We start from the raw sequence: 26,181 nt of genomic DNA on the forward strand, positions 1-26,181 counted from the left end.
GCCGATTCAAGCAGGAAAGGTAATCCCCAGACGACGGCCAACTTCCTCGTAGGCTTCAATTACGCCGCCCAACCCCTGACGAAAGCGGTCTTTATCCATTTTTTCACGGGTGTTGGCGTCCCATAGGCGGCAACCATCTGGGGAGAATTCATCGCCCAGCACCACTTCACCTTTGAATACGCCAAACTCCAGCTTGTAATCCACCAGCAGCATATCGCCCTCAGCAAACAACGCTTTGAGGATATGGTTAACCTTGAAGGTTAATACCTTCATCTTGGCTAACTGCTCAGGCGTGGCCCAACCGAAGGTTTCCGCCAACGACTCATTGATCATCGGGTCGCCCTTCTCGTCGTTCTTCAAGAACAGCTCGAAAGTCGGTGGTGTAAGCGCGATGCCCTCTTCCACGCCTAACCGTTTGACCAAGCCGCCCGCAGCGATGTTGCGCACTACGCACTCAACCGGGATCATCTGCATCTTTTTGACCAGACTCTCCGTATCTGAGAGCTGCTTTTCAAAGTGAGTGGGAATCCCCGCTTCCTGTAACCGCTCCATAATGAAAGCGTTAAAAACGTTATTAACCATCCCCTTACGGGCCAGCGACTGCATTTTCTTGCCATCAAAGGCGCTGGTATCATCACGAAAGTTAAGCACCAACAAATCCGGATCGTCGGTGGTATACACAGATTTCGCCTTACCGGCGTAGAGTTCTTGGCGCTTTTCCATGGGGGCTCCGTAAGGGGTTAGGGGGCAATATTTTAACGTAAATAGCCGGAAACACGCTCAAGCAGTTCGCGCTGGTCATCGGCGCTGAGTGCTCGTTCACTGGCATTAATAGCACGCAGAATCGTCTGGTCGCCGTCAGACTGCAGGGCAAGGCGGACCTCTTGAGACATCTTGCGGACGTCGGCGCTGAAGACGATTTGCAGCGGATTGCGGTTGCGCTCGGTTTCGGTCATATACTCAACCAGGAACTCGTGACCACTGGGGTCGGCGGCAAGCAAATCACGCTGACCTTGCTGAGCAAAATCTAGCTCGAGGTAGTGGTTCAGCTCGGCCCATACGCGGTCAACTGGCTGGGGAATGACCACTTCCCACTCTTCGCCCTGCTGGCGAATCTGTAGCGTTTGCTCATCGGTAAGGCGCTGAGCGGTCCATGAAGAGGAGACGCTGGCAGAAGCACTGCGCGAACTCAAATGGCTTTCCAGCGCATCCAAACAGCTGGCCATGGCTTGTCCGCCGCGCTCACAGCGTACTTCACTGCTGCCGGCACGCAGTGCACTTTGCAGGCGTATATCCGCCTGGGAGGTCACAATAACGCCCTGGGAAGCACTGCTTTCCTGCACGGCCAACTGACGGCTGCGCACGAACTCTTCCAACTGTGGCCAAACGGTGCCGGTATCGGCGGCTACTACCAGCCAGGTTTGATCGCCCACTTCGCGACGCTCAACGTACTCAGGTTCCAGCCCACTGCCAATCGCCAGCGACTGCGGGGGGCGAACCTCTGCCGCTTCGTCAAGCCGTGTGCCTTGCGCGGCGGCCTGAGGAACCGGCAGCGCATCGCGGTAGCGTTGGGTATTGCGGGTCTCCGGCAGTACCAGCGGCGGCGCTGGGGCGGCCTCGGTATAATCCAGGTTACGGTCGTGGTAAAAACCATCGCGCGCGCAGCCTGTTAGCGTGACAGCCGTTACGAGTGCCAGCGGCATCCATTTAAGCGCACGCTTTTCAGGAACAGAGCTCATCAAGCCACCTTAAGTCAACAAATCAGGTACCCAGCTTCGCGGTCACGAGCTGGGTAGCAAAGGGTATTACGCCGGGTTACTCCTCTACGACGCCCGCCAACTGCAGCGCTTCGCTGACCGTGGCGTGGTATTTTTCCGACAGCCAGGTCAGCGGTAGACGAACCCCCGCGTCTGCGTAGCCCATACGATTCAGCGCCCACTTCACCGGGATAGGGTTCGACTCTATGCCCAAATTGGTATGCAGCGGCATCAAGCGTGTATTGATTTGGTGCGCCTTATCGGAATCACCGGCTACGGCAGCTACACACAGATCGTGCATTGCCTGGGGGGCAACGTTGGCGGTGACGGAAATATCACCATGCCCACCCATGAGCATAAAGTCACAGGCAGTCGCGTCGTCGCCAGAGTAGAGCATAAAGCCACTACCCTTGAGGCGAGTGATTAGATCCTCCGCACGCTCTAGGTTCCCTGTAGCGTCTTTTAAACCGATAATATTATCGACTGCGGCCAGACGTAACACGGTCTCGTTGTAGAGATCCGAGCAGGTGCGGCCCGGCACGTTATACAGAATCACCGGCAGTTTGCTGCCCTCAGCGACCGCTTTAAAGTGCTGATAAAGGCCTTCTTGAGTGGGCTTGTTGTAGTAAGGGCACACTGACAAGCAGTAATCCGCCCCTACTTCACCGGCGTAGCGTGCCAGCTCAACGGCTTCAGAAGTGGCATTGGCCCCGGTACCGGCAATCACCGGAATACGGCCATTGACTTCTTCTACGACGCTACGAATCACGTCAAAGTGCTCGGCGAAGGACATGGTCGTCGGTTCGCCGGTTGTGCCAGCAGCAACAATGGCATCAGTGCCATTGTCGAGATGGAAGTTCACCAGGCGGCGAAGCGCCTCCCAGTCGATGTCGCCATTGACCTTCATAGGCGTCGCCAGGGCGACAATGCTGCCTGTGATCATCCGCTTATCCTCACCAGCTAAATTATGGTATCAACTATCGGTGTGTTTTTAAGTGCAACGTATTTTAAGTGCTATTGCGACACTTTACACCAAGCGCCAGCATCACACAGAGAGCAAATGGTACTCAGGCGACTCGAGCCTGTACAGCGTAAAGCGGTGAGAGTTTGCTTCTAGCGTGATTTGAGCTTTGACAACGGCCCCAGGCTTACGTGTAATCGCCGTTAGCACTCAATCTTAACACCCACTATCAATAAGGATGCACCATGCCCTTTGAAATTATGCCTGTTGAAATCGGTCAGCCCGTTGCTGATTTTTCCGCCACCGCTACTGGTGACACCACTCTGACACTCTCGGAACTGCGCGGCAAACAAGTGGTTGTTTACTTCTACCCCAAAGCCAGCACGCCTGGCTGCACCACCGAAGGGGGTGATTTTCGTGACCGTAAAGTGGCTTTCGATGCCGCTAACACGGTTATTCTAGGCGTCTCCCGAGATGGCCTGCGTGCGCAAGAGAACTTCAAAGCCAAGCAGGATTTCAACTTTGAGCTTATCTCCGATAAAGATGAAAGCGTCTGCGCGCTGTTTGATGTGATCAAACTCAAGAAGATGTATGGCAAAGAGCATCTGGGAATTGAACGCAGCACCTTCTTGATAGATAAAGAGGGCAAGCTAGCCAACGAGTGGCGCGGCGTTAAGGTGCCAGGCCACGTTGACGAAGTGCTCGCAGCGGCTGAAAAACTCAACGCTGCCCGCTAGCTTTCACAAAGCCCCTTTTCAGCTAACCCCACTACCCGTGCTGCTCCACCATGGGTAGTGGGCGAACCTTACTCGGCCTCCTGAACCGCCGGTGCTTGTAGCCCTCGTCGCCCATCCCGTTCATACATACCCCGCGGCCAGGCGTAAATCAGCGCCTTCAGCAGCGTTGCCAGAGGAATAGCAAAAAAGATCCCCCAGAAGCCCCAGATTCCGCCGAAGAACAGCACCGCCACAATAATAGAAACCGGGTGAATATTATTGGTTTCAGAGAACAAAACCGGCGCCAATACATTGCCATCTAGCGCCTGGATCACGCCATAAGCCACCAACACATAGAGGAACTCTTCGCTAAGCCCGAAGTGAAACCCCGCCACCGCAGCAACCGGCAGCGTGGCCACTGCTGCGCCGATGTAAGGCACCAGCACCGAGAACCCTACCAACACCGCTAACAGCGCCGTATACGGCAACCCAAAGAACGCAAAGGTAAAAAAAGCCACCGTGCCCACAATGATGATTTCAATAAACTTGCCGCGAATATAATTGGCAATCTGATCGTCCATTTCACGCCAAATACGCGCTAGCAGCGTACGCTTTTGCGGCAGCAGCGAAAGTATAAAACCGACCAATACGTCGCGATCCTTGAGCATAAAGAACACCAGGATCGGCACCAGCACCAGATAGATAATCAGCGACATTATATTGCCCAGCGAGGCCAGCGAGAGCGTTAAGGCACGCTGGCCTAACTGGCTAATCTCACGGCTTGCCACGCCTATCCAGTTCTGCATTTGATCGGGCGTAATGATATTTGGGTAGCGCGTCTGCAACTCATCCAACCACCCCTGGCCGCTGGCGAACATCCGCGGCGTTTCCTGCACTAGCCCAACTAACTGATTCCAGATTAACGGCATTAAAATAAATGCCAGGGTTAGCAACACGCTCACAAAGGCTAAAAACACCATGATCACGGCGAGCAAGTGCGGCAACCCCCGTCGGGTAAAGGCACTTACGACACCCTGGAGTAGAAACGCGATCACCAGCGCGGTAAAGAATGGCGCCAGCATTCGCCCAAACCAGATAATTGCGGCGAAGCCTGCCACCAGCACCACTAGCAAAATCAGTGCTTCTTCGTCAGAGAAGTAGCGCTCAACCCAGCTTTTTAAAATCGTACGCAGGGTCATGAGTGCGCATCCCCAGCTTTGCGAATCCAGTACACGTAAACATCATCGCGCTGTTCACGGCCTTCCAAGGTATGCGCGCTCTGATTAGTAAACGAGGCCATATCGCGCCACGACCCAGCATCCGTTGAACGCACTTCGAGTAACTGGCCCGCCGCCAAGCCTGCCAAGGCCTGCTTAGCTTTCAGCAATGGCAACGGGCAATGCAGCCCACAAGCGTCAAGTACCGTGTCGGGTTGAAAGCCCCCGGCTTGCTCAGACATACCCTCTCCTTCAAATGGCCTGTATATTCACGGCATTGAATCATAAACATGTTGGCATAAACTGTTTTAGCGTTTGATTTTACTCGTCAGACGATTTAACGGCACTTCCCAGCCTTTATCAATGTCGTAACCTGAATCAGTATCACAGCGTAACCTTTACGCGTAACCAACCCTCATGAGGATGCCATGCCGACACTTCGTACCGCTTACCCAGGCTGGATATGTGCGTTCGCTTGTGCCTGCAGTAGCCTTCTCTTTAGCCCACCAAGCGCTGCCGTCAACGATTATGGTCTGCCAAGTTTAGGAGCTGCGTCTACTTCCGTCAGCAATGAAGAGTATCGCCTTGGACGCGCGTGGCTGCGCCAGTTTCGGGCCCAAGCCCCCCAGTGGCAAGACCCCATTGCAAGTGATTACTTGCACAGCATTATTGCCCGACTAACCCCACACAGCCAAATTAACGGTCTACGCACGATCACCGTTATGGTCGACAACGGTTCACTGAACGCCTTTGCTGTCCCAGGCGGCGTAATAGGGATTAATTCTGGGCTGTTCGCCTTCGCTGAAGATGAGGGCGCCTTTGCCTCGGTCTTGGCCCACGAGCTGGGCCACCTCTCCCAACGCCACTATGCTCGTGGCAGCGCCCGCGCGTCACAAACCCAACTACCCGCCATGGCAGCCATGCTGGCCGGCATGCTGATTGCTGTTAGTGGCGGCGGCGAAGCTGGCATGGCAGCTGCCATGGGCTCGCAAGCAGCGTTAATTCAGGACCAGCTCAGCTATTCACGCCTATTTGAGCGGGAAGCCGACAATATAGGCCTGCAAGCCTTAGCCGGCGCGGGTTACGACCCCCAAGCGATGGTGCGCATGTTTGCGACCATGCAGCGCATGGCCCGCCTGCAGGGCGACTCGCCGCCCGAGTTTTTGCTTTCCCACCCGGTTAGCGACAATCGCTTGAGCGCCGCCCAAGACCGCGCCGCACAGCTTAGCGTCGCCGATGCGTATACCAGCAACACCCTCTACGACATGATGCGAGCCCGCGCGCTGCTGAGTATTTATGCCAACACTCCCCAGCAAGCAACCTCGCGACTTGCCCAGGAGGGCGCCGAACAGACCGCCGCCCAGCGCTATTTAGAAGCGTTGATTGCAGCGCGCAACGGCCAGACTGACAGCGCCCTGCAACGCCTAGACCAGCTCACCAACGAACAGCCCGACTTGGCGATGCTGCCCGCCTCAGCGGCAAGCGTCGCGCTAGAGGCGGGCCGCTACGATGAGGCCATTCAGCGCAGCCAACGACAACTACGCTTTATGCCCAACTATCTTCCGGCGCAGCTGATTTTGGCTGAAGCACAGCTGCAGCGCGACCCACAGGCGGCTTACAGCCTGCTGCGCGACATCACCTCTCAATACCCGGAAAACCCTCAGGGTTTTAATCTGCTTGCTGAGGCAGCCGGGCGCAGCGGGCACAACAGCTGGGGCCACTTAGCACGGGCCGAACACTTGCAGCTAACCGGTCGCGTAGACAGCGGCATTCGCCAGCTCTCCATCGCCCGCGATGCCGCCGAGCGCGAATATGACGAGCAGATGCTGGCGCGTATAGAACAGCGGCGAGAAGCTTTTATTGACTATCGCGAGGCGCTGGAAGACTTTAATTGATGTTATGACGCATCAAAAAGCGCCTCTATCGGTTAGCCAACAGAAGCGCTTATGATGTTATTTCGCTTAACATTGGAGCTAAGTATTGAAGTTCAGCATGCGCTCAAGGGGTTTTAAGGCCTGCAGACGCAAAGCGTCATCCACCTGAATCTCGCCGCTCCCCTCACGTAACGCCCCTGCCAGGTTATCCAGCGCGTTCATGGCCATCCAGGGGCAGTGCGCGCAGCTGCGGCACGTGGCGCCATTACCCGCGGTAGGCGCTTCGAACAGAGTTTTATCGGGTACCGCCTGCTGCATCTTGAAAAAGATGCCTCGGTCAGTCGCTACAATCAGCTTATCGTTAGGTAGTTCTTTGGCCGCCTTGATCAACTGTGACGTCGAGCCTGCCACATCCGCCAACGCAACCACCGGCTGAGGCGACTCCGGGTGTACAAGCACCGCTGCATCAGGATATATGCGCTTAAGGTCTTCAACGCCCTTGGCTTTAAACTCCTCATGGACAATGCAAGCGCCGTCCCACATCAACATATCAGCGCCGGTTTTGTTCTGGATGTAGCCACCCAAATGCTTATCCGGTGCCCACAAGATTTTCTCGCCCTTAGCCTGTAGGTGCTCAATCACTTCAACTGCAATCGACGAGGTCACCACCCAGTCAGCTCGCGCTTTAACGGCAGCGGAGGTATTGGCGTACACCACGACGGTGCGGTCGGGGTGGGCATCGCAGAAAACGCTGAACTCGTCGACAGGACAACCAATGTCCAGCGAACAAGTTGCCTCAAGAGTAGGCATTAGCACACGTTTTTCGGGCGAGAGGATCTTGGCGGTTTCGCCCATAAAGCGGACACCGGCCACAACCAGCGTAGTGGCCTCGTGGCGAGCGCCAAAGCGGGCCATTTCCAGCGAGTCAGCGACACAGCCGCCGGTCTCTTCCGCTAGCTGTTGGATAGCATCGTCGGTGTAGTAGTGCGCCACCAAAACGGCATTGTGGGCTTTCAACAGTTGCTTGATTTCTTCAACTCGCGCCTGATCTTCTGCCGGAATACGGGTCGGGCAGTAGGCAACAGGTAGCGGAGCATTTAACTCAGCTTGAGTAGTCATAATAGTCATCGTGTCTACCACTGTGACGAACAGGGAATCCCCCTGTTAAACACTAGGTCACGGCGTATGCACGCTGTTCACTACGCATACGCCGCTCGCGTGCGCGATGGGCCGCTGCGTCTTTCGCGGTGGCCTACCGCTTTAAAGTCTATTCTAGACCATTGTGGTGGGAAATTGCTGCTTGCTGCAAGCAGATTGCCACACAAGGTAATTATCTCACACAGCAAAACGCCCCTGACAGCAAGCTGCCAGGGGCGTTGAATTTGGTGGGTCGTGCAGGATTCGAACCTGCGACCAATTGATTAAAAGTCAACTGCTCTACCAACTGAGCTAACGACCCAAATTTGCCTTGCTAATTAAGCTTTCTATATACCCATCTTCTGCACTCAGCGCCCATTTCAAGTCAATGCTTGAAATGGTGGGTCGTGCAGGATTCGAACCTGCGACCAATTGATTAAAAGTCAACTGCTCTACCAACTGAGCTAACGACCCGCCTTAACGGATGCATATCCTACTCGCGCACCCCATTGATAGCAAGTATTTTTTAGCGTGACCTACCGAAAAAACCGTTTACCTGTCTGACTCATTGTTACTACCCGAGTCAGACAGGTTGACTTGCCGGTACGCTAGCAGCTACATGGCTGCGCAACCGCGCTGTAGCTCTACAGAAGGCTTAAAGCGTTGTTTAACGAACGCTGTTTAACGAGCGTTGTTTAGCGAACATTGCTTAACGGGCTTTGCTTAACGGGCTTTGCTTTTCGGCTTACGCATTGCCTGTACCGGCTTACGCTTATGCTTATCGCGACTCCAGCGGTTCTTCTCATCCGGTGTCAGCGCGGGCACTTTACGGGTTTCTAAGTTAGCCAGCGTGGCTAAATCATCCACCTCATCCTGAGTAAGTTCGACCCATTCGCCTGCTTTTGCGCGTTTATCGAGGAAGATATTGCCATAACGCACGCGCTTCAAGCGGCTAACCGTCAGCGCTTGAGACTCCCAAAGACGCCGCACTTCGCGATTACGCCCTTCTAGAATCACCACGTGGAACCAGGTATTGATACCCTCGCCGCCGAACTCCTGAACATCGGTAAAGCGCGCCGGGCCATCTTCCAGCATGACGCCATCAACCATCGCGAGGATGTGTTCACGCTTTACCTCACCCATGACGCGCACCGCGTACTCGCGCTCTACCTGGGTAGAGGGGTGCATCAAGCGGTTGGCCAACTCGCCATCGGTAGTGAACAGCAGCAAACCACTGGTATTAATATCCAGGCGGCCAATCGCGATCCAGCGCTCGCCTTTAAGGCGTGGCAGACGCTCAAAGACGGTGCGGCGGCCTTCTGGGTCTTTGCGGGTACACAGCTCGCCTTCCGGCTTGTTGTACATAATCACTCGGCGCGGCGCTTCTTCTTCCGGACGCAGCGCCACCGGGCGGTCATCAAAACTGACCTTATCCCGCGCTTCAACGCGGTCGCCCAGTTTAGCCACTTGGTTGTTCACTTTAACGCGGCCATCGGCAATCGCCGTTTCCATCTCACGCCGCGAGCCTAGGCCTGTGCGGGCCAACACTTTTTGCAGCTTTTCGCTGGTAGGCGGCGTGGTGTCTTTACTTTCACTCATGGTCGTCTGACCTCACATCGGTAGTCTGCGTGCGCTCGCGCTCGTCGTCGTTAGCGCGCTGCGCACGTGCCGCGAGCCGTGCCTGTAAATCAGCAAAGCTCAGCGGCTGGGTTAACGCCGTCCCGGCGTGCGTATCGGCTATGTCAGCCGAGGTTATCTCGTCTTTCTGGGGTGGCGCATCCTGCACCGTTTTAGCCGTCTCGTCTAGTCCTTCATTGGCTGCGCTAGCATCACTCTCTGGATTAGATTGGCTTTGTTTATGGGTGTCAGCGGCTATTTCATTTTCGTCCCAACTCGCCAAGGTATGCATGGGCGGCAATGCGTCGAGCGTTTTCAAGCCAAAATCATCCAGAAAACTGCGCGTGGTGGCGTATACCGCCGGGCGCCCGGGCACATCCCGGTGACCGACCACGCGAATCCAGCCGCGCTCCGCCAGGGTACGCATGATCGAGCTACTCACGCTAACCCCGCGCACCTCTTCAATATCGCTCCGGGTGACCGGCTGACGGTAGGCAATCAGAGCCAGCGTTTCCAGCAGCGCCCGCGAATAGCGCTGGGGGCGCTCGTCCCATAGTCGCGACACCCATTGAGAAAGGCGCGGGCGAATACGCAGCTGGTAGCCCGAGACCGTTTCTAATAGCTCCAGCGCCCCGCCCGAATGGCGCTGCTGCAAACGCTCAAGAACGCCACGAAACTCTCTGCGCGTCGGGCATTCGCCTTGCAGAAAAAGCGTTTCCAAGCGCTCAAGGGGTAGCGGTTCGCCAGCCGCCAAGAGCGCGGCTTCAATGATGTCATCGATAACGGTGGCGGCCTTACTCATGGCGCCTCCTGGTCAGATTCAAACGCACTTTCGCCAAAGGCAGTGTCATCAAAAGCGTCCTCTTCTGCGTCCTGCTCTCCACTATCCGGCGCTGTGCGTGCGCGCACGTGAATCGGCGAAAGCGCTGCGTTCTGGACAATTTCAATCATGGCCTCTTTAGCCAGTTCCAGAATCGCCATAAACGTTACGACCACCCCAGCCCGCCCCTCTTCTAGCGTGAATAGCGTTTCAAACGGGGTATAGTGCTGGTAAGTCAGCTGCTCCATAATTCTCAGCATCCGCTCGCGGGTCGACAGCACCTCGCGACTGATCTGGTGGGCCTGAACCAATTCGGCACGCTTGAGGATATCGGAAAGTGCGCCGAGCAGCTCATCCAGCTCAACCTCAGGGTGAATGACCCGGGACTCCAGCGGGGGTAAGCCTGCCTGCACACTAAACCAGTCACGCCCCATACGTGGCAATGTATCCAGCGTTTCTGCGGCCTCTTTAAGTCGCTCATACTCCTGCAAGCGGCGGATAAGCTCAGCGCGGGGGTCTTCCTCATCATCGCCCTCTGCCTTCGGCGGACGGGGTAGCAGCGTGCGCGACTTGATTTCAGCCAGCATGGCGGCCATTAGCAGGTACTCACCCGCCAGTTCGATCTCCATGGCCTTCATCAGCTCCACGTACTCGATGTACTGGTGGGTGATGGTGGCCACATTGATGGTCAGAATATCTAAATTCTGGCGGCGAATCAGGTAGAGCAGCAAATCCAGCGGGCCTTCAAAGGTCTCTAAAAAGACCCGCAGCGCTTCCGGCGGAATATACAGATCTTCCGGCAGTTGCGTAATCGGCTCATTAAACAGACGCCCAAGCGAAACTGCCGCTGGCTCTATGGCCGCAGCATCAGGGTTTTCTAAATCGATAGTATCACTGGGCGTCTCGCTCACGCGGGTCGGCTCTCTTGGTAAAAGACAATCGGCACAGGCAAACAGTTTAGCAAAGTCGGTAGCATTCGCATGGCCCTATTAGAGGGTAAAGAAAGGTGTACTACCCCGCCTCCACCGCTTTGCGGTAGCGTCCAGTATAGTCAAACAGCTTGTCACGGATTTGAAAATGACGCCCGACTTTGCGCCCTACGACAAAATCAGGGTAGCGCAGAAGGTGCTGCACGGCGACCACTTCATCGGTGCTTAGCGGCTGCCATTTACCGCCTGGGGCGCGCAGGTGATAGCGCAGAAAAGCGGCGTAGAAGGCGCGCCGCTGCGCGGGAGTTTCTAGCGCAAACCACTCGGAAAGATGGCTGCCATCTTCATCGTGGTAGGTGACTTTTAAACGCGGCAAGCCGCGACCGTTGGTGGTCGCTTCTAGCTGCATACCGCTTACCCGCAATACCTTGGCATCTTTCAGCTTCAGGGCATCTTTGAGTTTATCATCCGCGTCGACCAACAGTTTGTCGCAACCGTTGCAGCGGCGAGCGGCGATATCATTTTCAGCCCCGCACTCTTCGCAGGTTTTAAAACGAAACCTAAAGTCACATTGCTTTTTAGAGGCGCCCGAAACCGCGCCGCACGGGCCATTTCCTGGCCTTTCAGGCTTATCTGGGTCATCAACCAACCCCTGGCAGCGGCGGCCAAAGTGCTCAATCACCAGTTCACCGTCGCGCTTACCCCAGTAAAGATTAGCATGACCGCAGGCGGGACACTCGACCTGCACCGGCTCGCTGTCGCTATCAGGCTTTGGCTCGCCTACTTCGGGCGCGTAGATATCCCAAGGGTTACCGGCGTAATCCAGAACCAAGCAGTCGCTTTTACCCGGCGATAAGCGCAGCCCCCGACCGACCATCTGCTGGTAAAGACTCACCGATTCGGTGGGCCGCAAAATCGCAATTAAATCCACATGGGGCGCATCAAAGCCAGTGGTCAGCACCGCCACGTTAACCAGATACTTCAGCTGCCGGGCTTTAAAGGCATCGATCAGCGCTGTGCGCTCTTGGGAAGGCGTTGCGCCGGTAATCAGCGCCGCCTCTGCCCTGGGCAAATAGCCGATAATTTCTTCGGCGTGGGCCACGGAAGCCGCAAAAATCATCACACCCTGGCGGGCGTGGGCACGTTCGACGATTTGACCAATAATACCCGGCGTAGCGCGACTGCCCGCCACCACGCGATTAAGCTCCGCTTCTTGAAACAGACCGCTTGAAGCGGGCTTGAGCGCGGAGAAGTCATAACCCTCAACGGCCATATCCAGCCGCTTGGGCGCAGCGAGATAGCCCTGCTTGACCATCAGGCGCAGCGGCTGCTCAAACACGCAGTCGCGAAAAAAGCTCACTTCGCTGCCGCGCACCATACCGTGATGGTGGCGATAATAGATAAACCCCTGCCCCAACCGGTAGGGCGTAGCGGTTAGGCCGAGAATTTTAAGCTGCGGATTGTGCTGGCGCAGGTGCTCGATCACCTGACGGTAGCTGGCGTCCTCATTAAGCGATACGCGATGGCTCTCATCGATCACCAGCAGGGTAAAGTTAGCGTCGTTAAAACTCGCCAGGTTGCGCACCACCGACTGCACCGAGCCAAACACCACTTGGCGACTGGCTTCCTTGCGCTTTAAACCGGCGCTAAAAACATCCGCCTCGAGGCCATAGGCTTGGTACTTGGCGTGGTTCTGCTCCACCAGCTCGCGCACATGGGCCAGCACTAGCACCCGCCCCCGCGCCAAGCGCGCTAGCTCAGCAATCACCAGGGATTTGCCGCTGCCAGTAGGAAGCACCACCAGCGCAGGCTCGCTAGTGGCGCGAAAATGCACCACCACGCGCTTAACCGCTTCCTGTTGGTAAGGGCGCAATTGAGGTACAGAAGCGGCGGATACGAAAGACGGCCCGGAGGCCGCCTTAGAGTGTTGCGCCATCAGTCACCTATGGGCATTTGTTAACCTAACCAAACCCGGGCATTGCGGAATAGCCGTAGCCAAGCGCCATCTTCGCGCCACCCTGCCGGACGCCAAGAGTTGGTCACCGCCCGAGCAACTCGCTCAGGGTGCGGCATCATGATCGTCACTCGGCCATCGGGAGTGGTCAGGCCGGTAATGCCTGAAGGCGAGCCGTTAGGATTAGCCGGGTAACGCGTCGTCACCTGGCCGTAGTTGTCGATGTAGCGCATGGCAATTTGACTGTTCGACTGCATGCTACGCAGATGAGCGCTGTCGCGGAACACCGCCTGCCCTTCGCCATGAGCAACCGCGATAGGCAGCTTAGAACCTTCCATGCCGGCGAGCAGAATCGAAGGACTCTTCTCAACCCGCACCATCGAGACCCGTGCTTCAAACTGCTCAGACTCATTGCGTACAAAGGTCGGCCAATTTTCAGCCCCAGGGATCAACGACTTCAACTGCGAGAGCATCTGGCAGCCGTTACAGACGCCCAGTGAGAAGCTATCGTCACGGGCGAAGAATGCCGCAAACTGCTCCTGGGCGCGTTCGTTAAATAGCACTGATTTTGCCCAGCCGCCGCCGGCGCCCAGCACGTCGCCGTAAGAAAAGCCGCCACAGGCGACAAGCCCTTTGAACTCATCAAGCGAGACGCGTCCTTCGAGGATGTCGCTCATATGAACATCGACTGCCTCAAACCCGGCTTTATCGAAGGCCCAAGCCATCTCCACCTGGCCGTTAACGCCCTGCTCGCGCAGCACGGCCATAGCAGGTTTGGCGGTGTTAACAAACGGCGCGCTAATGTCATCGTTGATATCAAAAGTGGGCGTAGCGGAGAGCCCTGGATCACGACTATCGAGTAGGTTGTCGAACTCATTTTTGGCGCATTCAGGATTATCCCTCAGCGCCTGCATGCGGTAACTGGTCTCAGCCCAGGTGCGCTGAGTCAGCAAACGAGTGGTCTCCAGTAGCGGCTCTTCAAACAGCGTAACGCGTACTTGGTCGTCGTAACGGGGGCGAGCAATAACGCCGCAAGTTTCGATACCAGCAACAGCAAACTGGGACAGCACTTCTTCAGTGTGTTGGCGATGAACCTGAATGACCGCGCCCAGCTCTTCCGAGAACAACGCGTTTAGCGCTTCTACCGGCTCATCGACCATCCAGTCGAGCTTAATCTCAAGCCCGGCGTGGGCGGCAAAGGCCATCTCCAGCAGTGTGACCAGTAGGCCGCCATCACTGCGATCGTGATACGCCAATAGCTTACCGTCGCGATTGAGACCCTGGATCACCTCGAAAAACGCCTTGATATCTTCGGGGTCGTCGACATCCGGGCAATCGTTGCCTACTTGGCCGTACACCTGCGCCAGAGCGGAGCCGCCCAAACGGTTTTGGCCGCCACCCAGGTCAATCAGAATCAGGTCAGATTCATCCTGATCTAGATTGATCTGCGGCGTTAACGTGGCTAACGCATTGGTGACTGGGGCAAAGCCGGTGACTACTAACGATAGCGGCGAGGTGACGCTCTTCTCTTCAGAGTCCCCCTGCTCATTCTCATCGACCCAGGCAGTACGCATCGACATCGAGTCTTTACCTACCGGGATGGCAATGCCTAGTGCCGGACACATTTCCATGCCTACCGCATAAACAGCGTCATACAGCGCTTGGTTTTCACCTGGGTGGTCGGCTGCACTCATCCAATTAGCGGAGAGCTTGATATCGCTTAGCTTGGCAATCGGCGCTGCAGCCAGGTTGGTAATCGCTTCCGCGACGGCCAAACGGGCACTGGCAGCAGGGTTGATTAACGCCACCGGCGGACGTTCACCCATGGCCATGGCTTCACCGACATGACTATCAAAACTTGCCGTCGTGACCGCCACATCGGCCACCGGCACCTGCCAGGGGCCGACCATCTGGTCGCGGGCCACCTGGCCGGTAATTGAGCGATCGCCAATGGTGATCAGGAAATTTTTGGAGGCCACGGTGGGCAGGCGCAGCACCCGGTCCAGGGCTTCGCGCAGGTCGAGGTTATCCAGCATCATGCCGGAAAGCTCAGGGTCGTGACGCTCAAATTCGCGCTGCATTTTGGGCGCTTTGCCGAACAGTACGCTCATCGGCAAATCGACCGGCTTACTGTCAAAGTGGCCGTCACGGACTTCAAGGTGATGCGCTTCCAATGCTTCGCCCACCACCGCGTAGGGGCAGCGCTCACGCTTACATAGCGCGTCGAAGGTGTCTAAATCTTCAGGCGCAACGGCTAATACATAGCGCTCCTGGGCTTCGTTACACCAAATCTCCAGCGGGCTCATGCCCGGCTCGGCATTAGGCACCGCGCGCAGATCAAATTGGCCGCCACGGTTACCGTCTTTGACCAGCTCCGGCAGCGCGTTGGAAAGCCCTCCGGCGCCCACATCGTGAATAAAGCGAATCGGGTTGTGATCGCCCATTGCCCAGCAACGGTCAATGACTTCCTGAGCGCGACGCTCGATCTCGGGGTTTTCACGCTGAACCGAGGCGAAATCCAGATCGGCGCTGGAGGTACCTGACGCCATACTTGATGCAGCGCCGCCGCCCAAGCCAATCAGCATCGCCGGGCCACCCATCACAATCAACTTGCCGCCGACGGGGATATCACCCTTCTGAACATGGTGAGCACGAATATTGCCATAGCCACCGGCAAGCATAATCGGCTTATGGAAGCCACGCCGCTCGATGCCGCCGTCGTTAAGCGACTCCTGTTCGTAAGTACGGAAGTAGCCGGTTAGGTTAGGGCGACCAAACTCGTTGTTAAACGCGGCGCCGCCGATGGGGCCGTCGAGCATGATGTTAAGCGCCGACTGCATGCGCTCAGGCTTGCCGTAATCAAACGCCTCCCAAGGCTGTACAAACTCAGGAATGCGCAAATTGGAAACGCTATAGCCTGACAGGCCTGCTTTGGGTTTACCGCCGATGCCGGTAGCACCCTCGTCGCGAATTTCCCCGCCGGAGCCCGTTGCCGCCCCCGGGAAAGGCGCAATCGCGGTGGGGTGATTATGCGTTTCCACCTTCATCAGGATATGAATGGGTTCCTGATGGGTGGCGTAAAATGCGCGTTCGTCGTCAGCGCCGGTCAGCGGCGTGGCAAAGAAGCGCCCGGCCTGGCTACCCTTTATGACGGCGGCGTTGTCACTGTAAGCCGAGAGCACGTTGTCCGGCGACGACGCAAAGGTATTCTTGATCATCTTAAACAGCGAATGGCTTTGCGGCTCGCCGTCGATCACCCAATCGGCGTTAAAAATTTTGTGACGACAGTGCTCGGAGTTAGCCTGGGCAAACATCATCAGCTCAATGTCGCTGGGGTTACGCCCCAACTCATTGAAGGCGTCGACAAGATAATCAATTTCGTCTTCTGCCAGCGCTAGTCCCAGCGCCTGATTGGCCGCTGCCAGCGCTTCCCGCCCGCCGTCCAGAATATCCACACTGCCCAGCGGCGCCGGGTCATGTTGGGCAAACAGCTTGGCGGCGTCTGAAGCATCTGCCAGCACGGTTTCAGTCATGCGATCATGCAGCAGTGCCACTAGCGCCTTCAGGCCCTCTTCATCCGGCATTGCAGTGAAGCTGACACGATAATCAATGCCGCGCTCGATGCGGCTAATTTGACGTAATCCGCAGTTGTGGGCGATATCGGTGGCTTTGGAGGACCAGGGCGACTGGGTGCCCAAGCGCGGCACTATTAAAAAGCGTTGGGCGTGTTCGGAAACCTCTACGCTGGCGTGAGTACCATAATCGAGTAGCTGTGCTAAACGCTCGCGGGAGGCGTCATCCAGTACTTGGCGATCATTGGTGTGAACATCGACAAAATGAACATAGTGGGCAGACAGCGCTTCCACTTCGGGCACACGTTCACGCAACACCGTTAACAGCCGAGCATGACGGAAGGCAGAAAGGGCGGGCGCGCCTCGCAGTTCGAGCATATCCTGAAGCCTCTAGAGCAGGGGAATTCGAGCAGGGAAATCACTAGGCCGCAGTGCGGCCATGCTTTTATGGTGCCGAAAAGCCACGGTTTTGATACCGGAAAACGCTTATGATACTGGAAATCAGCCGCCACACGAAATCAACAAGGTGACAGTATGACCCTGGCTGGGTATCGTGGCAGCTTGTTTCATGCCGACAAGACGCCATGCTGACGTTGATTTGCCGACATTTCCTAGCCCGTGCCAGCGCGTATTATGCGTGTATTGCTATTACGCTCTTGGTTATGGTGCCTACTCTATCGCCTATTCCTTCTGGCGAGCATCTAACGCAGATCACTGAAAAAGACTTCATTACCGTTCATACCCGCAACACGCCCACTACCTATTACGAAGGCCGCCAAGGCCCCACCGGCTTTGAGTACGAGCTGATGCACCGCTTTGCCGACCACTTAGGGGTGAGCCTTAACCTTAATGCCAGCCACCACCCCGAAAGTGTGCTGCCTGCGGTGCGCGTAAGCGGCGACCTAGGCGCGGCGGCACTGCCATTACTACCCGACTCCCCCGGCATTCATTACACCCGGCCCATTATTCAGATGCAGCCCTTGGTAGTTTATCGGCGTGGTCTGAACGGCATTCAGCAGCCCAGCGACCTTGTCGGCCTGGAGCTAGGCACGCTCAGCCAAGCGGGCACCAGCGAAGCGTTACGCGACCTGCAACGCCGGCACCCCACACTGAGCTGGAAAGAGTCCCACGAGCTGGAAGTTGCTGAACTGCTAGCGCGAGTGGAGGACGGCTCGCTAGACGCCGCGGTTATTTTTGAGCATCAATTTCGTTTAAACCGGCTATTTTTCCCCAACGTTGAGCATGGTTTTACGCTTGGCGACCGGCTCTCCATGGCATGGGCGGTGCCTAGCGGTCGCGGGCTAGGGTTGCTTGAAGCCGCCAACCGCTTCCTACAAGACCTTCATGAGAGCGGCACGCTTGACCAGCTGGTCAGCCGTTACTTTGGCCACGACGATTACCTAGAGTATGTCGGCACTCGCACTTTTCTTGATCATCTGGATGCACGCTTACCCCGCTACACGGAACTGTTCCAGCAGTCCGCACGGGAACCGGGGTTCGATTGGAAGCTGCTCGCAGCGGTGGGTTACCAGGAGTCTCACTGGGATCCAGGCGCGGTCTCGCCAACAGGGGTCCGCGGTTTAATGATGCTGACCAACGACACGGCGGGTGACATGGGCATTAACGACCGCACTGACCCAGCCCAAAGCATCGACGGTGGCGCCCGCTATTTGCGCAGCATTAAAGACCGCCTACCGGAAACCATTACCGGCGATGATCGCCTGTTTATGGCCCTGGCCGCCTATAACGTGGGGCTTGGGCATTTATACGACGCCCGCAAAATTACCGAAACCCGCGGCGGCGACCCTGACCGCTGGACCGATGTGCGCACCGCACTGCCACTGTTACAACAGCGCGAATGGTATAGCCAAACGCGCCACGGCTATGCCCGAGGCGGTGAGCCGGTAATTTATGTACGCAATATCCGCCGCTACTACGAAATGATTAAGTATGTAGAACGCAGCCGTCAGCAGTTCTTTCAGCTTGAGAAAACGCTTGTTAACGATGATCCACTGTTACTGTTCGAACTTGTACCACCGCTTAATTAAACGTGCCGCCATTTAATTAACAGCGTCTCGCTTAGCGGCAAAAAAACGCTTGAGCAGTTTTTGTGAGGCCGACGCGAGCACCCCGCCGCTCACCGCTAGCTGATGGTTAAACCACGGCTGGGTTAATAAGTTAGCCTTTGATTCGACCATGCCCGCGCGGGGTTCGGCGGCGGCGTAAACTAAACGGGCTAGGCGTGCATGTATCATCGCGCCTGAGCACATCATGCAGGGCTCTAAAGTGACAAACAGCGTGCAACCGTCAAGACGGTAGTTGCCCTGATGCTCGCCCGCCTCGCGCAGGGCGCGAATTTCCGCATGGCCGCTGGGATCGCAGCTGGCAATTGGCGCGTTGCAACCTTCGCCAATAATTTCGCCCTGCGCATCAACCACTACCGCGCCTACGGGCACTTCGCCCGCGGCGGCGGCCAAGTGTGCTTGGTCTAGCGCTCGGTACATGTAAAACTCATCGCTGCGCATAAACGTAAACTCCGCTAAGGTAGCAAAACGATCGTATGAATGGGTTACCTTCCGCAGCGTTAGCCCACTTCATCGACAGCATCCTATAGAGACAGCACCAAGGATACCGAGAATGACAGACGCGCTAAACAAACTGGTGGCGTTACTGGAGCTAGAAACGCTGGAAGAGACGCTATTTCGTGGCCAAAGCCAGGACCTCGGCTTTCCACAGCTCTATGGCGGCCAAGTGCTGGGGCAGGCGCTAGCAGCCGCAGCGCGCACCGTGCCCGATGAGCGCCGCCCGCACTCTCAGCACGGCTACTTTCTGCGCCCCGGCGACCCGCACCGGCCCGTTGTTTATCAAGTGGATACTATTCGCGATGGTGGCAGTTTTACCACCCGGCGCGTCACCGCCATTCAAAAAGGCCAGCCTATCTTTTTCTGCAGTGCTTCGTTCCAAAGCCAAGAAACGGGCTTTAGCCATCAGCGGGCCATGCCGGATGTACCAACTCCCGAAGCGTTAATCGAGAGCGGTGGAGCCAAGCACGACCGCTTTCCCGGCCACCCGATTGAGTTTTTGCATCTCACCGGCAACCCCGACAACGGCACGCCAGCAGGCCAATGCCTTTGGTTTCGCCTTTCCGGCACGCTGCCAGACGACCCGGCACTGCACCGCCACCTGCTCTCTTATGCCTCGGACTTTAACCTGCTGACTACCAGCCTGATTCCCCACGACATTGAGTACCGCGACCCCAAGTTGCGTATCGCCAGCCTTGATCATGCCCTGTGGCTGCATCAAGACACCCGCCTGGATGACTGGCTGCTGTATGTTATCGACTCGCCCTGGGCAGGCGACGCTCGCAGCTTTGCGCGAGGGCATATCTACAGCCGTGATGGCCGTTTAGTGGCCTCTACTGCTCAGGAAGGGCTGACGCGTTATTCGCCATGAATAATACTGTCCCAGAAAGACTGTCTCAAAAACCCTGCCCCAGAAATACTGCCCCAAAACACTTACGCCCGCAAAAAGCGGGCGTAAGTTATCGAATAAGCTAGCAGCTTAGCCACCGTACACGTCGTTAATGGAGGTGAGTGGGTAGTGCGCCGGGAACGGCTTGCGCGCTACGCCAGAATCAATGGCGGCTTGAGCTACCGCCGAGGTGACCCTCGCCAACAGGCGAATATCGACAGGCGTGGGAATAATGTACTCGCGGCCAAAGCTCATCTCGCTGCGCTCGTAGGCGTTTAGCACTTCCTGGGGCACCGGCTCGCGGGCCAGGTCTTTCAGTGCATGCACGGCGGCCAGCTTCATCTCTTCGTTAATGCGCGTAGCACGCACATCCAAAGCACCCCGGAAAATAAATGGGAAACCCAGTACGTTATTAACTTGGTTCGGGAAATCCGAACGGCCCGTGGCCATAATCACATCTGGGCGCGCTTCGCGGGCAACGTCAGGATGAATTTCCGGGTCTGGATTGGTACAGGCAAAAATCACCGGATCAGGCGCCATTTTCTTGACCTGTTCAACAGAAAGTAGGCCAGGGCCCGACAGACCGATAAACACGTCGGCGTTGTCGATAGCGTCATTCAAGGTACGCATCTCGGTATCGCGGGCGAACTCGGCTTTATATTCATTAATGCCTTCGCGATCGGTGTGAATAACGCCACGCCGATCCAGCATCACCAGGTTATCTTTACTAGCGCCACATGAAACCAGCAGCCGCATACAGGCAATCGCCGCCGCACCCGCGCCCATGCAGACAATTTTAACATCTTCGATTTTCTTACCGGCAATCTCCAGCGCATTAAGCATGCCAGCCGCCGTTACGATCGCAGTGCCGTGCTGGTCATCGTGGAAGACCGGGATATTGCAGCGCTCAATCAACGCTTTCTCGATTTCAAAGCATTCTGGTGCCTTGATGTCTTCCAGGTTGATGCCACCCCAGGTATCGGCAATCCGCGCGACGGTATCGATAAACGCCTGCGGGCTCTCCGCATCTACTTCGATATCCACCGAGTTAATGCCCGCAAAGCACTTGAACAGCACGCCTTTGCCTTCCATTACTGGCTTACTGGCCTGTGGGCCGAGGTTACCTAGCCCCAGGATGGCGCTGCCGTCGGTAATAACGGCGACCAGATTGCCCTTGCCGGTATAACGGTAAGCATTTTCCGCATCCCTAGCGATTTCAAGCACTGGCTCAGCCACGCCTGGGCTATACGCCAGCGCCAAATCTCGTGCAGTGGCGGTGGGTTTCGTTAACTCCACCGACAATTTACCGGGAATTGGTTTCGCGTGATAATCCAAAGCAGCCTGCTTATTTGCATCCGTCATGGTCAGAGTCCAGTTAACATAAAGTAGATAAGTCGTTTCAGAATATAGAAAAAAGCATAGCGCCTCAAGCGCGCTGTCAACTTATAACAAAACGCCCGTTTAACTGAATTTTACCTTCACATTTGCCACTTTTCGCAGATGTTTGCTGGAACTTATGCAACCCCCGCTCAGGCATAACGGTTTACTTATTGCTGTACTGAAATATTAGCACGGCAATTTATGAAAATTTTTTCCATAAAATGCTATAGGTAGTTTTATATGGACAACAAAAAACCCACGCCATGGCGTGGGTTTTGCGCAAGCACTGATTGTGCTGGCGATATGGCTATCCGGCGTGGATTAGCCGCGCTTAACAGCAGCGCCGAAACGCTTGTTGAAGCGCTCTACGCGGCCACCAGTGGTCGCTTGCTTCTGCTTACCAGTGTAGAACGGGTGGCAGTTGGAGCACACATCCAAAGAGAAGTCCTGACCAGAGGTAGAACCTACTTGAAAGTTGGCGCCGCAAGAACACGTGGCGGTGACCGTGTTGTAATTCGGGTGGATACCTTGTCTCATCTTGAACCTCATCAGCTATATGCCGCCACCTGATCTTGTGCCAGGCACCGCATACGGGGTTGGAAAAACTACTAACCGGTTAGCCGCTCTATCGTTACGATAGCTCTGCAAATCGCTCTGTAAAACAGATCGTCAAGATTGAGAGCGGTCGCATATTCTAGCAAAACTAATGCCGGAGGCCAATTGTCGGATTCTGTTTCTTCACGGGTACCTTCCCAAAGGCTCACCCAAGTACTCAAAGTCGCGCTGCCTTCACCGCTGCGCCGCTTGTTTGACTACTTACCTGCCCGTGCAACACCTAACGGTGGCTGGCAACCCGGCCTGCGGGTGCGGGTGCCTTTTGGGCGGCGTGAAGTCGTGGGCGTTATCGTCGAGCTGACCGATCACAGCGACCTTCCGCGCAGCCAACTACGTAACATCAGTGAAACGCTAGACGACGCCCCGTTGCCGCACGACTGGCTGTGGCTATGCCGCTTTGCCGCCCGCTACTACCAGCACAGCCTGGGCGACACCCTTCACCACGCCATGCCCGCACGGCTGCGTCAAGGCCACCCGATGGCCGGTCGCACCCAAACCCTTTGGCTTGTCCAGGGCGAAGACACAGAAGAAATACTCAGCCGAGCACCCAAACAAGCGGCGCTATATGCGCTGCTGCGGCAGCACCCACAAGGGCTACCTAGTCGCGCCGTTAGTGCCCACGGCTATACCCGCGACCAGCTATTAGCGCTGGAGAAGAAAGGCCTAGCCACCAGCCAGGAACATATTCTCACTGCTCCAAATCCGCCCAGCGGTAACTTACTCGCGGCCCCGGCGCTCCCCCTAAATCGCGAACAGGCGACCGCGCTGGCAGCATTACATGAAAAGCTTGAGGGCTATCACCCCTGTTTGCTGGAAGGCGTCACCGGCAGTGGCAAAACGGAAGTCTACCTTCAGCTAATTGAAGCAGTGGCCGCCAAAGGCAAGCAGTCGCTGGTACTGGTACCGGAAATTGGCCTAACCCCACAGACGCTGGCGCGCTTTAGAAGCCGCTTTCGCGTTCCCGTGGTGGCGTTGCATTCCGGCCTCACCGACCCCGAGCGGCTAGACGTATGGGAAGCCGCCGCCAGCGGCCGGGCACTGATAATTATCGGCACCCGCTCGGCGATTTTTACCCCACTCGCCAACCCCGGTGCGATTATTGTCGACGAGGAGCACGACGGCTCCTACAAACAGCACGACGGCTTGCGCTACCATGCGCGCGATTTAGCCGTAGCGCGCGCCCACTACCATAAAATTCCGCTGCTAATGGGCAGTGCAACGCCCTCCCTTGAGAGCCTACATCAGGCGCTGGCCGGCACCTATCGCCATCTTCGCCTCACCCAACGCCCCAGCCGCCACCCACCGGCCAAATTAGAACTGATCGACCTGCGCCACCAACGTCGCCAGGGCGGCCTGTTACCCGGCGCCATCAAGGCCATCAAAAGCACCTTAAGCGCAGGTAAACAGGTGCTGATTTTTATCAACCGCCGCGGCTTTGCGCCGACGCTTGCCTGCCACGCCTGCGGCTGGATGGCCGATTGCAACCAATGCGATGCACGCATGACGCTACACCGCCAGCCACCACTACTGGCCTGCCACCACTGCGATAGCCGCCGTGCCCTGCCGGATGCCTGCCCCGAGTGCGGTAGCGGCGATCTGCGCGCCCTGGGTAGCGGCACGGAGCGCACTGAAGAGACCCTACAAACGCTGCTCCCGAAAACCACCATTCACCGTATCGACCGCGACAGCACGCGGCGGAAGGATAGCTTCGAGCAGGTGTTAAAAGAGATCCAGCGCGGTGGGCCCTGCGTGTTGGTCGGCACCCAGATGCTCGCCAAGGGCCACCACCTGCCCCACGTCACCCTGGTGGTGGTTGTTAACGCCGACGGCGGGCTGTATGCGGCAGACTTTCGCGCCCTCGAACATAGCGCCCAACTGCTGGAACAGGTGGCGGGTCGAGCAGGACGCGCCGCCCACCCTGGCCGTGTATTGGTACAAACTCTGCACCCCGACGACCCTCATTTGGGTCAGCTAGCTGAACACGGCTACGGGGCATTGGCGCGCAACATGCTCGAAGAGCGGCGTATCGCCCAACTGCCGCCGTTCTGTTTTATGGCGCTGCTGCGCATCGAAAGCCCCAAAGAGCAGGCCGCGTTAGCCATGGCACAACAGGCCGCCCAGGCTCTGCGCCAGTGGCTGAAAGAGTCCGGCGTAACAACCCGCTGCCTGGGGCCGGTACCCGCCCCGATGGAGCGCCGCCAAAATCGTTACCATTTACACGTTATGCTAGCCGCCGACAAACGCAGCCAGCTTCACCCCGCCGTTAGCTGGCTGGTGCAGTGGCTGGAAGCGAACCGTGAGGCGCGCAAGGTACGCTGGTCGATTGATATCGACCCACAAACGCTCGCCTAACACGGGCTAACCATCACGCGGCTTTGAAACTGCGGCTCAATTGCTGATAATAGCCACTTTATTGACGCCCCCTTATAGTTGCGCGTTAGCACACGCCGCCACCGACGACCCCCGGATACCGACATGAAAGATACGATAGTTTCACTGCTCGAAGGCGCGGTTACCGCGCTCAAACACCAAGGCGTGCTGCCCAACGACCTTCAGCCCACGATTAAAGTCGATCCGACCAAAGACAAAGCCCACGGCGATTACGCCACCAATTTAGCGCTGATGCTGGCCAAACCGGCCGGCAAAAATCCGCGTGAACTGGCCAATACATTGGTCGCAGCGCTTCCCGAGAGCGATGCGATTCAAAAAACCGACATTGCCGGCCCTGGCTTTATCAATTTTTTCGCGGCAGCCGATGCCGCCGCACAAATTGTTGCCCAAGTACTCGACTGCGGTGATACCTTTGGCCGCAGCCTGATCGGTAAAGGCGAGAAAGTGCAGGTGGAGTTCGTCTCCGCCAACCCCACTGGCCCGCTCCATGTTGGTCACGGCCGAGGCGCGGCGATTGGCGACTGCTTATGTCGCCTGCTCGAAGCCACCGGTTTTGATGTCACCCGCGAGTTCTACTACAACGACGCTGGCGCCCAGATCACCAACCTGGCGCGCTCCGTGCAGGCGCGGGTAAAAGGCTTGGGCCCTGACGATGAAAGCTGGCCCGAAGATGGCTATCGCGGCGAGTACATTGTCGATGTCGCCAACGACTACCTGGCGGGCAAAACGGTCAGCGCCGATGACCGTGAAGTCACCGCCAAAACCGACCCTGACGATTTAGACGCCATTCAAGAATTTGCCGTGGCATGGCTGCGTCGCGAGCAGGACCTGGACCTAAAAGCCTTCGGCGTCGAGTTTGACGTTTACTTTCTGGAGTCCTCACTCTACGAAGATGGCAAGGTAGACACCACCGTTGAGAAGCTAGTGAGCGCCGGTCATACCTATGAAGATGATGGCGCCATGTGGCTGCGCACTACCGACTTCGGCGATGACAAAGACCGCGTGATGCGCAAACGCGACGGCGGCTACACCTATTTCCTGCCCGATGTGGCCTACCACCTGGACAAGTGGCAGCGCGGCTTCAAAACCGTCATCAACGAACAAGGTGCCGACCACCACTCCACCGTGACCCGCGTACGCGCCGGTCTTCAGGCGCTGGAAGTGGGCATTCCTAAAGGCTGGCCCGATTACGTACTCCACCAAATGGTGATGGTCACTCGCTCTGGCGTCGAGGTAAAACTCTCCAAGCGCGCTGGCAGCTACGTGACGGTACGCGACTTGATCGACGAAGTCGGCCGCGATGCCACGCGCTTCTTCCTCGCCGCTCGCCGCGCCGATTCTCAGCTCACCTTTGATATCGACCTGGCCCGCTCGCAGTCGAACGACAACCCGGTCTACTACATCCAGTACGCCCACGCCCGGGTATGCAGCATGCTGCGCAAAGCGCACGATGCCGACCAGCCGTTCGACCATGCGCTGGCAATGGACAATCTCGCCTTGCTGGATAGCGACCAGGAGAAAGCCGTACTCAATCGCTTAGCGCGCTTCCCGGAGGTGGTGGAAACCGCCGCTAGAAACCGCGAGCCACAGCAGGTCGCCCAGTATTTGCTTGACCTATCCGGCGATTTTCACACTTGCTACAACGCCGTCAAAGTCATGGTCGAGGACGACACCTTGCGTAACACACGCCTGGCACTTGGCCTCGCCACCCGTCAAGTGCTGCGCAATGGGCTTGATTTAATGGGTGTTAGCGCCCCAGAGGAGATGTAA

At 56.8% G+C, this 26,181-nt stretch carries 20 protein-coding genes and 2 tRNA genes; 6 read left to right on the forward strand and 16 right to left on the reverse strand.

Annotated features, from left to right (window positions below; genetic code table 11):
• Positions 1–6 precede the first annotated feature (6 nt).
• The 3 genes from purC to dapA form a co-directional block, all read right to left on the reverse strand.
• Complete coding sequence (purC, locus tag ACQE2I_RS14085) at positions 7–723, reverse strand: phosphoribosylaminoimidazolesuccinocarboxamide synthase (RefSeq protein ID WP_427028681.1); 717 nt, start codon at positions 721–723, stop codon at positions 7–9.
• Positions 724–755: 32 nt separating this feature from the next.
• Positions 756–1,739 (reverse strand): outer membrane protein assembly factor BamC, encoded by a 984-nt coding sequence (gene bamC / locus ACQE2I_RS14090; RefSeq protein ID WP_427028682.1) that lies wholly within the window; start codon positions 1,737–1,739, stop codon positions 756–758.
• A gap of 76 nt (positions 1,740–1,815) precedes the next feature.
• Positions 1,816–2,700: a 4-hydroxy-tetrahydrodipicolinate synthase gene (gene dapA / locus ACQE2I_RS14095; RefSeq protein WP_427028683.1), complete on the reverse strand. Its 885-nt coding sequence runs from the start codon at positions 2,698–2,700 to the stop codon at positions 1,816–1,818.
• A 278-nt stretch (positions 2,701–2,978) separates the two neighbouring features.
• On the opposite strand from dapA, the gene ACQE2I_RS14100 reads away from it, so the two are divergent.
• A complete protein-coding gene (locus tag ACQE2I_RS14100; RefSeq protein WP_427031480.1) occupies positions 2,979–3,455 on the forward strand; it encodes a peroxiredoxin in 477 nt (158 codons plus the stop codon).
• A gap of 68 nt (positions 3,456–3,523) precedes the next feature.
• Here the strand turns inward: ACQE2I_RS14100 and ACQE2I_RS14105 are convergent, their stop codons facing one another.
• On the reverse strand, positions 3,524–4,633 hold the full coding sequence (locus ACQE2I_RS14105; protein WP_427028684.1) for an AI-2E family transporter: 1,110 nt from the start codon (positions 4,631–4,633) through the stop codon (positions 3,524–3,526).
• The gene (locus ACQE2I_RS14110; protein ID WP_427028686.1) at positions 4,630–4,893 is read right to left on the reverse strand and encodes a sulfurtransferase TusA family protein; all 264 of its coding nucleotides are present in this window, start codon (positions 4,891–4,893) and stop codon (positions 4,630–4,632) included. Before ACQE2I_RS14110 ends, ACQE2I_RS14105 begins: the two co-directional genes overlap by 4 nt.
• A 186-nt stretch (positions 4,894–5,079) precedes the next feature.
• On the opposite strand from ACQE2I_RS14110, the gene ACQE2I_RS14115 reads away from it, so the two are divergent.
• On the forward strand, positions 5,080–6,546 hold the full coding sequence (locus tag ACQE2I_RS14115; RefSeq protein ID WP_427028687.1) for a M48 family metalloprotease: 1,467 nt from the start codon (positions 5,080–5,082) through the stop codon (positions 6,544–6,546).
• A gap of 78 nt (positions 6,547–6,624) precedes the next feature.
• Here the strand turns inward: ACQE2I_RS14115 and nadA are convergent, their stop codons facing one another.
• The 8 genes from nadA to purL all read right to left on the reverse strand — a co-directional run bounded on the left by nadA (position 6,625) and on the right by purL (position 16,932).
• Positions 6,625–7,653, reverse strand: coding sequence for a quinolinate synthase NadA (gene nadA / locus ACQE2I_RS14120; protein WP_427028688.1), 1,029 nt, complete (start codon positions 7,651–7,653; stop codon positions 6,625–6,627).
• 255 nt (positions 7,654–7,908) lie between these two features.
• Positions 7,909–7,984 (reverse strand) — tRNA-Lys (locus tag ACQE2I_RS14125).
• Positions 7,985–8,060: 76 nt separating this feature from the next.
• Positions 8,061–8,136, reverse strand: a tRNA-Lys gene (locus ACQE2I_RS14130).
• A 249-nt stretch (positions 8,137–8,385) separates the two neighbouring features.
• A complete protein-coding gene (rluB, locus tag ACQE2I_RS14135) occupies positions 8,386–9,261 on the reverse strand; it encodes a 23S rRNA pseudouridine(2605) synthase RluB (protein ID WP_427028689.1) in 876 nt (291 codons plus the stop codon).
• Complete coding sequence (gene scpB / locus ACQE2I_RS14140) at positions 9,254–10,081, reverse strand: SMC-Scp complex subunit ScpB (protein ID WP_427028690.1); 828 nt, start codon at positions 10,079–10,081, stop codon at positions 9,254–9,256. Before scpB ends, rluB begins: the two co-directional genes overlap by 8 nt.
• Entirely contained in the window at positions 10,078–11,010 is a 933-nt protein-coding gene (locus ACQE2I_RS14145; protein WP_427028691.1) for a segregation and condensation protein A, read from the reverse strand. The genes scpB and ACQE2I_RS14145 overlap by 4 nt, the downstream gene beginning before the upstream one ends.
• A 100-nt stretch (positions 11,011–11,110) precedes the next feature.
• Complete coding sequence (locus tag ACQE2I_RS14150; protein ID WP_427028692.1) at positions 11,111–12,964, reverse strand: DEAD/DEAH box helicase; 1,854 nt, start codon at positions 12,962–12,964, stop codon at positions 11,111–11,113.
• 20 nt (positions 12,965–12,984) lie between these two features.
• On the reverse strand, positions 12,985–16,932 hold the full coding sequence (gene purL / locus ACQE2I_RS14155; RefSeq protein ID WP_427028693.1) for a phosphoribosylformylglycinamidine synthase: 3,948 nt from the start codon (positions 16,930–16,932) through the stop codon (positions 12,985–12,987).
• Between the two features lie 206 nt (positions 16,933–17,138).
• Here purL and mltF point away from each other — a divergent pair, with 206 nt between their 5' ends.
• Positions 17,139–18,602, forward strand: a complete 1,464-nt coding sequence (gene mltF / locus ACQE2I_RS14160; RefSeq protein ID WP_427028694.1) for a membrane-bound lytic murein transglycosylase MltF — start codon at positions 17,139–17,141, stop codon at positions 18,600–18,602.
• Between the two features lie 12 nt (positions 18,603–18,614).
• Here mltF and tadA read toward each other — a convergent pair whose 3' ends face one another.
• Positions 18,615–19,079, reverse strand: a complete 465-nt coding sequence (tadA, locus tag ACQE2I_RS14165; RefSeq protein WP_427028695.1) for a tRNA adenosine(34) deaminase TadA — start codon at positions 19,077–19,079, stop codon at positions 18,615–18,617.
• A gap of 112 nt (positions 19,080–19,191) precedes the next feature.
• Here tadA and ACQE2I_RS14170 point away from each other — a divergent pair, with 112 nt between their 5' ends.
• A complete protein-coding gene (locus tag ACQE2I_RS14170; protein WP_427028696.1) occupies positions 19,192–20,007 on the forward strand; it encodes an acyl-CoA thioesterase in 816 nt (271 codons plus the stop codon).
• A 108-nt stretch (positions 20,008–20,115) separates the two neighbouring features.
• Here the strand turns inward: ACQE2I_RS14170 and ACQE2I_RS14175 are convergent, their stop codons facing one another.
• Together ACQE2I_RS14175 and rpmE are read right to left on the reverse strand one after the other, a co-directional pair.
• Positions 20,116–21,387 carry a malic enzyme-like NAD(P)-binding protein gene (locus ACQE2I_RS14175; RefSeq protein WP_427028697.1) on the reverse strand — a complete coding sequence of 424 codons (1,272 nt, stop codon included), beginning with the start codon at positions 21,385–21,387 and terminating at the stop codon, positions 20,116–20,118.
• Between the two features lie 339 nt (positions 21,388–21,726).
• The gene (gene rpmE, locus ACQE2I_RS14180; RefSeq protein ID WP_427028698.1) at positions 21,727–21,942 is read right to left on the reverse strand and encodes a 50S ribosomal protein L31; all 216 of its coding nucleotides are present in this window, start codon (positions 21,940–21,942) and stop codon (positions 21,727–21,729) included.
• 183 nt (positions 21,943–22,125) lie between these two features.
• Here rpmE and ACQE2I_RS14185 point away from each other — a divergent pair, with 183 nt between their 5' ends.
• Positions 22,126–24,372 carry a primosomal protein N' gene (locus tag ACQE2I_RS14185; protein ID WP_427028699.1) on the forward strand — a complete coding sequence of 749 codons (2,247 nt, stop codon included), beginning with the start codon at positions 22,126–22,128 and terminating at the stop codon, positions 24,370–24,372.
• Between the two features lie 123 nt (positions 24,373–24,495).
• Positions 24,496–26,181 carry an arginine--tRNA ligase gene (gene argS, locus ACQE2I_RS14190; RefSeq protein ID WP_427028700.1) on the forward strand — a complete coding sequence of 562 codons (1,686 nt, stop codon included), beginning with the start codon at positions 24,496–24,498 and terminating at the stop codon, positions 26,179–26,181.

Origin of the sequence: Halomonas sp. H2, assembly GCF_050215315.1 — a bacterium.
Taxonomy (GTDB): domain Bacteria; phylum Pseudomonadota; class Gammaproteobacteria; order Pseudomonadales; family Halomonadaceae; genus Vreelandella.

Coding starts and splice junctions, on each gene's coding strand:
- purC (WP_427028681.1), bottom strand. CDS start 723: ATGGAAAAGCGCCAAGAACTCTACGCCGGTAAGGCGAAATCTGTGTAT.
- bamC (WP_427028682.1), bottom strand. CDS start 1,739: ATGAGCTCTGTTCCTGAAAAGCGTGCGCTTAAATGGATGCCGCTGGCA.
- dapA (WP_427028683.1), bottom strand. CDS start 2,700: ATGATCACAGGCAGCATTGTCGCCCTGGCGACGCCTATGAAGGTCAAT.
- ACQE2I_RS14100 (WP_427031480.1), top strand. CDS start 2,979: ATGCCTGTTGAAATCGGTCAGCCCGTTGCTGATTTTTCCGCCACCGCT.
- ACQE2I_RS14105 (WP_427028684.1), bottom strand. CDS start 4,633: ATGACCCTGCGTACGATTTTAAAAAGCTGGGTTGAGCGCTACTTCTCT.
- ACQE2I_RS14110 (WP_427028686.1), bottom strand. CDS start 4,893: ATGTCTGAGCAAGCCGGGGGCTTTCAACCCGACACGGTACTTGACGCT.
- ACQE2I_RS14115 (WP_427028687.1), top strand. CDS start 5,080: ATGCCGACACTTCGTACCGCTTACCCAGGCTGGATATGTGCGTTCGCT.
- nadA (WP_427028688.1), bottom strand. CDS start 7,653: ATGACTATTATGACTACTCAAGCTGAGTTAAATGCTCCGCTACCTGTT.
- rluB (WP_427028689.1), bottom strand. CDS start 9,261: ATGAGTGAAAGTAAAGACACCACGCCGCCTACCAGCGAAAAGCTGCAA.
- scpB (WP_427028690.1), bottom strand. CDS start 10,081: ATGAGTAAGGCCGCCACCGTTATCGATGACATCATTGAAGCCGCGCTC.
- ACQE2I_RS14150 (WP_427028692.1), bottom strand. CDS start 12,964: ATGGCGCAACACTCTAAGGCGGCCTCCGGGCCGTCTTTCGTATCCGCC.
- purL (WP_427028693.1), bottom strand. CDS start 16,932: ATGCTCGAACTGCGAGGCGCGCCCGCCCTTTCTGCCTTCCGTCATGCT.
- mltF (WP_427028694.1), top strand. CDS start 17,139: ATGCTGACGTTGATTTGCCGACATTTCCTAGCCCGTGCCAGCGCGTAT.
- tadA (WP_427028695.1), bottom strand. CDS start 19,079: ATGCGCAGCGATGAGTTTTACATGTACCGAGCGCTAGACCAAGCACAC.
- ACQE2I_RS14170 (WP_427028696.1), top strand. CDS start 19,192: ATGACAGACGCGCTAAACAAACTGGTGGCGTTACTGGAGCTAGAAACG.
- ACQE2I_RS14175 (WP_427028697.1), bottom strand. CDS start 21,387: ATGACGGATGCAAATAAGCAGGCTGCTTTGGATTATCACGCGAAACCA.
- rpmE (WP_427028698.1), bottom strand. CDS start 21,942: ATGAGACAAGGTATCCACCCGAATTACAACACGGTCACCGCCACGTGT.
- argS (WP_427028700.1), top strand. CDS start 24,496: ATGAAAGATACGATAGTTTCACTGCTCGAAGGCGCGGTTACCGCGCTC.